Source organism: Desulforamulus profundi, assembly GCF_002607855.1.
The window spans coordinates 23,640-32,963 of the sequence record NZ_AWQQ01000015.1; the positions used below are offsets into that span (position 1 = coordinate 23,640).

A 9,324-nucleotide genomic window follows, 5' to 3' on the forward strand; every position below is an offset into this window, starting at 1 on the left:
TGAAAACCATTTCCCTTTTTTGATTGGCTGCGGTCAATATTGACAAGGAAAAATTGTGCATCTATATTATTTAGTGGAAACATTTTACCACTAAATCAGTGTAGGAGGTAAAGAAATGACGGAGCAGGTCAAGAATGAAATGTTGGAATTTCAAGCCGAAGTAAAGCAGTTGCTGGATATTGTCATTCATTCCCTTTATACTGATCGGGAAATCTTCCTGCGGGAGTTAATTTCCAACGCTGCCGATGCCCTGGAAAAACTCCGCTACCAAAAGTTAACCAACCAGGAAATCGCCGACGGGGACCTTCCCCTGGAAATAACCATTGAATTGGACGATAAAAATCACACCCTGACCATCTCGGATACCGGGATCGGCATGACCCGGGAGGAGTTGGTGCAAAACCTCGGCACCATTGCCCACTCCGGCTCCAAGGCCTTTTTAAAATACCTGGCCGAAGGAGACAAGAAGGACGTTAACTTAATCGGCCAGTTCGGCGTAGGGTTTTATTCAGCCTTTATGGCAGCAGACAAGGTGACGGTGGAAACCCGCTCCTACCGGCCCGGGGCAGCCGGCTGCCTGTGGTCCTCGGAAGGTGCCGGCAGTTATACCATCGGTGAAGCAGAGGGCTGCGCCGGGGGACCAAAATCACGCTGCAGTTAAAAGAAGATGCCCGGGAGTTTGCCCAGGAAGCAACCGTAAAGAGAATTATTAAACAGTACTCCGGCTTCGTGCCGTTTCCTATTTCCTTAAACAGCGAAAAGGTCAATACCGTTCAGGCTGTTTGGACCAAAAACAAAAATGAGGTTACGGAGGAAGAGTATAACGAGTTCTATAAATACGTGGCCAATGCCTATGATGAGCCGCTGCTCCGGCTGCATTTTTCCGTAGACGCGCCCCTGACCATCAATGCCCTGCTGTTTGTGCCCAAAGATAATTTTGAGCGCTTTGGTTTTGGCCGGCTGGAACCGGGTGTTAACCTGTACTGCAGAAAAGTGTTGATCCAGCAGCAGTCCAAAGACATCCTGCCCGAGTGGCTGCGTTTTGTCAAAGGTGTGGTGGACAGCGAAGAACTGCCCCTGAACATCTCCCGGGAAACCATGCAGGACAGCGCCCTGATGTCCAAACTGCGCAAGGTGATTACCGGGCGGTTCCTGAAGTTTCTCCATGAGCAGGCCAAATCTAAACCTGAAAAATACAAAGAATTCTGGCAAAATTTCGGCATGTTTATTAAAGAAGGGGCAGCCACTGATTTTACCTACCGCAAAGAGCTGGTAGGCTTATTACGGTTTTCCTCTTCCAAGTCCGGGGAAGGGGAGTTGGTTTCCCTGAGAGATTATGTTGAACGAATGAAGGGAAATCAGAAGGATATTTACTTTATCAACGGTCCCACCAAAGAAGTGATTGAATCCAGCCCTTACCTGGAAGTATTCCGTAATCAGGATACGGAAGTCTTGTTTACCCATGAACCCGTGGAGGATTATATCTTAAGCCAGTTAGGAGAGTTTGAGGGGAAAAAACTGGTATCCATCGACCAGGCCGGACTGGAACTGCCGGAAACCCAGACCCGTGACGGTGATGCCCTGACTCCGGAGCAGGTGGAAGCGCTGACCCGCTGGCTAAAGGAAGTGCTTGGTGACAAGGTGACGGAGGTAAGAGAATCCAGACGTCTGTCCGGCAGCCCTGCCATCCTGTTGAATCCGGATCATATGACCGGCAGTTTACAGAGGATGATGCAGGTAATGAACAAGGATATCAACGCCATCGGTCCCAAGGTGCTGGAGATCAATAGTGCTCACCCTGTTATTAATCGTTTAAGTGAACTAAGCCAGCAGGGGGATTCCTTCGCCAGGGTGGCAGCGGAACAACTATTTGATAATGCTTTAATCTCTGCCGGTTTAATTGTGGACACCAGGGGAATTGTGCAGCGTATGAACCAAATTTTGGAGAGAGCATTGCAATAGACCTTACTGTAGGCCCTTGTACGGTTGAACGTACAAGGGGTCTTTTGTATTGGAGTGGCTATTGTGTTACATAATATAACTATTTTTACTTGTAAAGAAATTATAAATTATTAAAGAAGGGTTAATAAGGAGAATAAAGAAATACCATATATTATATAAACTGCAGAGGTGACTGACTGATGTTGTTCCTCAAAGAATTTAAGGTTCAAACAAACAGCCAGCATAATTTCATTGACATTACCGGTCCTGTTTCTCAAGCGGTGGCCGAAACGGGCATCCGGGAGGGTTCGGTGCTTGTATTTATCCCCCATACCACTGCTGCAGTGACCCTGAATGAAAATGCAGACCCGGACGTGATGGAGGATATTAAAGGAATTGTCCAGAAGTTGGTCCCTCTGGAAGGGCCGTACAGACATCGGGAAGGGAATACAGCCGCTCACATGATGACCAGTTTAATCGGGAACTCACAAACCATCCCCATTCAACGGGGAAGATTGTTACTCGGTACATGGCAGGGTATCTACTTGGCGGAGTTTGATGGTCCCAGGGAGCGGCGTGTCGTCCTGCAGCTACAAGGAGAGGGTTAACCATCAAATACGAAAAGTTTCGGGAGGGGTTAATCAAATTGAAAAAGACATTGTCCGGTATTGCTGTGGACTGTGTAAAGGGAGATATTGCCGCCCAGAAGGGGTATGACGCAGTTGTTAATGCCGCTAATGCCTGGTTGAGACCCGGCGGAGGGGTTGCCGGTTTCATTCATGCGGCGGCCGGGCCGGGATTGCTGGAAGAATGCCGGCCGCTGGCCCCCATAAAGACCGGCGAGGCTGTTATTACCAAAGGCTGCAACCTACCCAACCGTTATGTGATCCATTGTCTTGGGCCTGTTTATGGCAAAGACGAGCCGGCCCATGAACTGCTGGCCAATTGCTTCCGGAACGCCCTCAAACTGGCGGAACAGCACAAGGTAACATCCATCGCCATTCCGGTTATTTCCACGGGGGCCTTCGGTTATCCCTTTAAAGAGGCTGTTCAGGTGTCTTTAACAACCCTCAAAGAAATGATGCCTGAATTAAAGTCCGTCAAAAAAATTACCTTTGTAGTGAGAAGCGATGAGAAATATAATATTCTAAAAAAAGCGCTGGCTAATTTTTACTAGCGGTTGAATTAAAATGAAAAAATCAGAACTGGCTCACCGGAGCCAGTTCTCATCAAGTCTGCTGTTTAAAGGCTTACTGACCGCCCTGACCGCCACCGCCACCTTGTTGGCCCTGTTGACCACCTTGTTGACCGCTCTGTTGACCGCCGTCAGCCTGTTCAATCTTTTGGATTTCACCATCCACTTCCACTTCCATGACCTTACCGTCCTGGGTAACAATTCTTAACCTGGTCTTTTGGCCTTGTTGACCTTGGCCCTGACCACCCTGACCGGAACCTCCTCCCGATTGACCCCCAGAGGAAGACCCCTGTTGTTGATTACCCTGTTGTCCCTGCTGCTGTTGCTGTTGCTGTTGTTGCTGCAGATTGCCCCAGCGAGCTTTCAGCAAATGAACCTGGCTGATGTCAATTAAGCGTACCGGAACAATTTTGGCAGGGATATCAAAATTACCGTTCTGCACTCGGGTATCATTGTTCCAAACACCTTTATTGGCCAGGTCCAGGGCCGCCTCCAGGGTAAAATTGGCAAGCATTTCAGGCATAATGTCTATTTCGGCATCGTGCTGGCCGGCGGCAAGGGACTGGGAATTTTTTTGATCCGCTCCCACTCCTACCGTAACAACCCGGTTCTCCAGCCCCTCGCTTCTCAGAACAGAAACCGCTGCGTTTGCCATCCGGCCGTCTGTGGCCAGGATGGCGTCGACGGTGCCGTTTTTAAGAGCGTTCTGAACCGTCATTTGAGCCATTTCCGGGTCACCCTTGGGGTGTTCAATGATTTTAATTTCTTCAATATTTTTGCTTTGCTTCAGTACACTCTGGGCGGCGGAGGCAATTAATTCGGAAACAGGATCGTAAGGATCGCCCTTCAGGATTAAAACTTTTACGTTGTTTTTTGCTGCCAGGCTTTGCTGCTGGTTCTGCTGCCCGCCACCCTGGCCACCCTGACCTTGACCGCCTTGCTGCTGGCCACCACCCTGGCCCTGGCCGCCTTGCTGCTGCCCGCCAGCCTGACCGTTCATTTGATTCAACACAAACCGCCCTTCTAATTCACCGGTCCGAACATGGTCTGAGGCCACATAACCGTCCAAAGGCGCATTAAAGGGGAGCGTTTCCAACCCCACCACTTTAATTTTGGCTTGAATAATTTTATCCACCAGCTTTGCCCCTTCTTGAGGGTCAACCGTCTGCAGGACAATAGTTTTTACCTTTTGTTTTATTAGTTTATCAACATCCTTTTCCTGCTGGGCAGGGTCCATTTTGGCGTCGGTCCAGATAATTTGAACTTTATCCTTTTTACTGCGTTCTTGCATAAATTTTTTGATGCTTTGGTTCCCGTCAAACTCCATGGAAGCCAGACTGACTCCAATTTTCACCCTGTTGCCGGTTTCAGGTTTTTGCTGGGATTCCGGACCGGGGCAACCGGTTATAAATATAAGGGTAAACAAAAAGAGGGTAAACAATAGTACAATCCGGATTCGCTGCGCCATGATTGTCACCTCTGTAGTACGTCTTACATCTATTATGACTGAAAAAAGAAGAAATATTAGGTTTTTCATCATGTAACAAAAGGAAAAAATGACGAAGGTCATAGGACTTTAGGACTTTTGTACAATTTAAAGATTTCTTGTAAAAACCTTCTTGGCAAATAAAACTTTTTCTGTCTGCGGTGGAACTTTTTGAAAGGTTTCTTTAGGATTTATAAAACTATTTTTTTTAGCTTTTTGGTAAAACTAAGCCTACAATGTTAGATAAAGGAGAATAATGACATGAGTATATTAGGACAACCACTGGGCGTGCAATTGCTGGCTGAAATATGGGAATGTGATCAAGGCATATTAAATGACGTAAAGGCCATTGAAGAGATCATGGTTAATGCGGCCCGGAAGGCCGACGCAGAAATCCGGGAAGTGGTCTTTCACAGGTTTGAACCCCAGGGGGTAAGTGGCGTGGTGGTTATTTCTGAATCACATCTCACCATTCATACCTGGCCTGAACTGGCCTATGCCGCAGTGGATATCTTTACCTGCGGTGATCGTGTAGACCCTTGGGTGGCGTTAGAAAGCATTACTCAGGAATTAAATGCAGAGGATGCCAATGTTATGGAAATCAGCAGGGGGATGAAAAACTTAAAGCGATTGAGAAAGAATAAGTAGAACGGTCAATGGCGGTTATTCCAAGAAGGGTTATTTAAGGCAAATAAAATTTCAACTGTGCATGAATTTCCTTCTCTGACAGTTCCAAAAGGAGAAAGGAGTACCATCTTTCCTTTCTCTTATTCGTCGGTGAACCAGGGTTCAACATAAAACCTTGTTCCTGGTACAGTTCATCTTTAAACCGGTCGTACGCCCTTTCAGGCATACTTTTTCCTTGCCCGTGACCATGAAAGATGCCGATTTTATAACCCGTTATATCCAGGAGCTCTATACCGTTGACAGACTCTTTTACCGGCTGACCATCCACATTTCCCCATACCCCTGAAAACCTTCCCGTGTTTTTAAGGGATTTGACAACTTCGCTGCCGGTATAGTCTCCCGCATGAATAATTAAATCGACTTCTCCAAATACGCTTCAAAGTTCCTCCAGTTACCGGTATCGTTTTCTATGTGAGTGTCCGCAATGACAGCAATTTTCATAATCAACCACCGCTAGAAGTTTATTTTATAACGACCCTGTATCATTTGTTTAGGCAGAGGCTTGCCGCCATGGCAAACCGTTATTAATATAAACAAAGAGGAAGAAACTATGCTAAGGGATAAAGCAGATAAAAAAGAGGGGAAAGCATATTGAAAAATTACAAGCTTACCATACAATATGACGGTACAAGATATAAAGGCTGGCAAAGACTCGGCAATACCGATATGACCATACAGGCCAGGATTGAGAATGTCCTCTCCAAAATGACGGGAGAAGAAATCGAAGTAATCGGTTCCGGCAGGACCGATATGGGTGTTCATGCACTGGGCCAGGTGGCCAATTTTAAAACCAGATCGTTAATGACCGTTGAAAAAATAATGGACTACGTATACAGATATTTGCCCGAGGATATCGTTGTCACCGGCATCGAAGAGGTGGATGAAAGGTTTCATGCCAGGTATAGTGCCGTATCCAAAAAATATATCTATCGAATATGGAACTGCAAGCACCACGATCCTTTCCTGCGCAAGTATACCGAGCATATACCCGAAAATTTAAACATGGAAGCCATGCGAAAAGCCGCTTCCTATCTGATCGGGGAGCATGATTTTTCCGGCTTTAAGTCCTCGAGGTCAAAGAAAAAATCTAACGTAAGAACGCTTTATTCCGTTGATATAAACAAAAGCGAATGTTTGATAGAGATGGCTTTTCACGGGAACGGGTTTTTACATAATATGGTCCGGATTATTACGGGGACCTTGCTTGAAGTGGGTTTAGGCAGAATGAAGCCGGAATATGCAAAGGAGATATTGGAAAAAAAGACAGAACCCTGGCCGGCCCCACAGTTGCACCGAAGGGATTGTATTTGTTGGAAGTTAATTATTAATGGAGCAATAAAAGGGACGGTTGCTTGCTGCAAAGAAACTGTCCCTTTTGTTATGGTTTTCTGAATGAGTCCTGTTTATTTCAGCGGGGAAGAGTATATCTTGTAATCTTGTGATTATGAAACTGGGTGGATTTTAAGTAATGCCAGGCAAAAATACAGCCGCCAACGGCTAATATAATATCCCCTATGCTGAAAACTCTGGTCACCAGAACCCAGTCGGGCATGCGGAATATATCACACAGATAATAAAATTTTGTGTCAGGCCCGGTAAGGACGTAGTTAAAGGCCGGTAAACCCTGATTAATTTTTTCCAGATCTTCCGCAGTGGCGATAAGATCCAGATATTCACGCTTAACCGGCATATACCCGCCGTTAAAGCCAATTGCCAGGGCATTACAAATGAATCCTATGGCAACCAGGCCAAAACCGCGCAGACGAAAATTTAGTAACAGAAAAAGGGCAATCAATACTAATGAAATAATGTATAGATAAAAGGCCAGGTTATCGGAGATGCCTAAAGTATACCGGAGAGGGGTATGAGTTACTAATTTTATTGTTACTGCAACCACAGGAAGCCATGAATGGCGAATATTAATATGTTTAAGGTTGTGCAAGGTTCCACCGGTCATTAATGTAAGAATGATGGTAAGAAATACAATTAACACAAAAATCATGGCTTACCTCCCGGAGATTAACTCTTTCTCCTTTTATCGTTTTACGATATTGATAAAGGCTTGTACAACCACAGGGTCAAACTGGGCTCCTGCATTATTGATTAATTCGTTGATGGCTTGATCAGTGGTCATTGCTTTTCTGTAAGGACGATTGGATGTCATTGCGTCATAGGAGTCCGCAACGGCCAATATTCTTGCTCCAAGTGGGATGTTCTCTCCCTTTAAGCATTGTGGGTAACCTTTGCCATCGTACCTTTCATGATGAAACAGAACCAGTTTCGCACCGGATTTATAGAACTTCAGGTTATTGACGATATTGTAACCCACCTGTGAATGGCTCTTTATTACCTCTCTTTCCTCTGAGGTTAAGGGCCCGTTTTTTAATAATATTGAATCCGGTATAGAGATTTTTCCAAGATCATGCACCCTGGCGGCAGTAACGATGGTTTCAACTTTATCGGGGGGAAGTTGTAATTCTTCTGCTATCAGTTCGCAATATTTTGCGACCCTGTAAGAATGTTCGGCAGTATAGGAGTCCCTTTTATCAATTATATCAGCAAGGACTTCAATGGTAGATTTGGTAGCCGTCCTTAGTTTGATGTAGTTCTCAAAATTGAAGTGAGCCATAGACAGCGGCAAAATAACAAATATTATGGACAGCGGGTCCACTGTATAACAGATAATAATAAGCAAACTAACTGTAACCAGTGTTATAATATGTAAAGCTTCCAGTTTGATATCACTTGTTAATACTTTGTAGAATTTCTTTCCCTGGCTTAAAGAAATAATTCCAGAGACCAGTATGGAATTAACAATGACATATGTCAGGCAGCTAAGAAGCATAGCAGGGAAATATTCTTTGCGAAAATTCAAGTGACCTGCCACTGGTACCAATAGTTCGTAAACGAGCCAAGAAAGGTAAATTGTTATTGCAATTTGGCTTATATTAAAAATTACTTTTTTTAAACCGCGTTTTATATCTACTATTACGTTAGCAACTGTAGCGATCAAAATTGCCACAGGCCAACCAAACAGGATTAAGGATGAGATGTGCACGGCACAGGATACTGATAGCTGAATGTTGGATGGCATTGTTACTGGCTTAAACTCAGTACCAGTACAAAATAGAATCCAAAAGAAATAAACCCATATAAATTCCAAGCTCCAATGAGGTGCGGCTTTAAGAATTAAGTATAAACCCAGTAAAGCAATAACAATTTGATATAAAACAAACGGTGTCAAGACTTTTTTTATTTTTGCCATGTTTTGCCATACACTTCTTTTCTAAAATAAACGAGTTTTAAGAAATAATTCTTAGTAAAGTGAAAAAACCCTTCAAGTTTAACAATTTTTCTAAAATTATAGAAGAATTTATGTCATATAATGTAGAATAAATAAAAGTTATGGAATAAATTAATTAGATTTTTTTATGGACAAGTCTTTTGTTATTGATATAATAAATACAAGGGGAAATAACATATTATGCCAAATAAGGGGGGATTGTTTCATGATGCGTTTGTTTGCTTATATTCCTTATTCTGTGCTTGTTCTTCTTTCATTAATTTATGCTTCAGGCGCTCCCAAGAGATGGTAATTCATTTATAAGGAGCGTCTTTCTGCCAGGTAGCAGAAAGACGCTCCTTCTGTTTTCAAAACATTTTGGATAATTATACCTATTTCTATCAAAATATTGTATAATTATTGGAAAATATCCAACTTACTACTAACGGGGGCGTTAATTTGTCTAACAGAAGATGGATATGTGCTTTTGTACTATTATTCTTACTTTTTTCCTTTATCAGCGGTTGTGGTGAAAAGAATCAACCCTCAGCCTTACAAGCTAGGAGGGTGTTGAAAAAACCCCTTTAAAACCCTAATTTTACTTCTTTCAAAAAATAAAATTTACATTAATTAACAGTAGTGACCCACTTTTTTTAGATTTTAAGACGAAAACTAATATTTTTTGAGTATATTACCTCCCATTTTCCAGTATTTGTCATGCAATTGGGCGCA

General features: G+C 43.7%; 7 protein-coding genes and 2 pseudogenes. 5 read left to right on the forward strand and 4 right to left on the reverse strand.

What is annotated here, in order from left to right:
- Positions 1-115 precede the first annotated feature (115 nt).
- The 3 genes and pseudogenes from htpG (at position 116) to P378_RS01600 (ending at position 3,118) form a co-directional block, all read left to right on the forward strand.
- Positions 116-1,962: pseudogene (gene htpG / locus P378_RS01590) on the forward strand (molecular chaperone HtpG).
- 179 nt (positions 1,963-2,141) lie between these two features.
- Complete coding sequence (locus P378_RS01595) at positions 2,142-2,549, forward strand: secondary thiamine-phosphate synthase enzyme YjbQ (protein ID WP_099082040.1); 408 nt, start codon at positions 2,142-2,144, stop codon at positions 2,547-2,549.
- Between the two features lie 38 nt (positions 2,550-2,587).
- The gene (locus P378_RS01600) at positions 2,588-3,118 is read left to right on the forward strand and encodes a macro domain-containing protein (RefSeq protein WP_099082041.1); all 531 of its coding nucleotides are present in this window, start codon (positions 2,588-2,590) and stop codon (positions 3,116-3,118) included.
- A 73-nt stretch (positions 3,119-3,191) separates the two neighbouring features.
- Here the strand turns inward: P378_RS01600 and P378_RS01605 are convergent, their stop codons facing one another.
- Positions 3,192-4,604 (reverse strand): substrate-binding domain-containing protein, encoded by a 1,413-nt coding sequence (locus P378_RS01605; protein WP_099082042.1) that lies wholly within the window; start codon positions 4,602-4,604, stop codon positions 3,192-3,194.
- A 279-nt stretch (positions 4,605-4,883) separates the two neighbouring features.
- Between P378_RS01605 and speD the strand changes: the two genes are divergently transcribed.
- On the forward strand, positions 4,884-5,270 hold the full coding sequence (gene speD, locus P378_RS01610; protein ID WP_099082043.1) for an adenosylmethionine decarboxylase: 387 nt from the start codon (positions 4,884-4,886) through the stop codon (positions 5,268-5,270).
- Between the two features lie 34 nt (positions 5,271-5,304).
- Here the strand turns inward: speD and P378_RS01615 are convergent, their stop codons facing one another.
- Positions 5,305-5,661, reverse strand: a complete 357-nt coding sequence (locus tag P378_RS01615; RefSeq protein ID WP_099082044.1) for a metallophosphoesterase family protein — start codon at positions 5,659-5,661, stop codon at positions 5,305-5,307.
- Positions 5,662-5,900: 239 nt separating this feature from the next.
- Between P378_RS01615 and truA the strand changes: the two are divergent.
- Positions 5,901-6,637, forward strand: a pseudogene (gene truA, locus P378_RS01620) (tRNA pseudouridine(38-40) synthase TruA).
- 80 nt (positions 6,638-6,717) lie between these two features.
- Here truA and P378_RS01625 read toward each other — a convergent pair.
- Both P378_RS01625 and P378_RS01630 read right to left on the reverse strand, forming a co-directional pair.
- Entirely contained in the window at positions 6,718-7,311 is a 594-nt protein-coding gene (locus tag P378_RS01625; protein WP_099082045.1) for a DUF5317 domain-containing protein, read from the reverse strand.
- 33 nt (positions 7,312-7,344) lie between these two features.
- On the reverse strand, positions 7,345-8,574 hold the full coding sequence (locus tag P378_RS01630) for an HD-GYP domain-containing protein (RefSeq protein WP_099082046.1): 1,230 nt from the start codon (positions 8,572-8,574) through the stop codon (positions 7,345-7,347).
- Positions 8,575-9,324 lie beyond the last annotated feature (750 nt).

Coding starts and splice junctions, on each gene's coding strand:
- P378_RS01595 (WP_099082040.1), top strand. CDS start 2,142: ATGTTGTTCCTCAAAGAATTTAAGGTTCAAACAAACAGCCAGCATAAT.
- P378_RS01605 (WP_099082042.1), bottom strand. CDS start 4,604: ATGGCGCAGCGAATCCGGATTGTACTATTGTTTACCCTCTTTTTGTTT.
- speD (WP_099082043.1), top strand. CDS start 4,884: ATGAGTATATTAGGACAACCACTGGGCGTGCAATTGCTGGCTGAAATA.
- P378_RS01625 (WP_099082045.1), bottom strand. CDS start 7,311: ATGATTTTTGTGTTAATTGTATTTCTTACCATCATTCTTACATTAATG.
- P378_RS01630 (WP_099082046.1), bottom strand. CDS start 8,574: ATGGCAAAAATAAAAAAAGTCTTGACACCGTTTGTTTTATATCAAATT.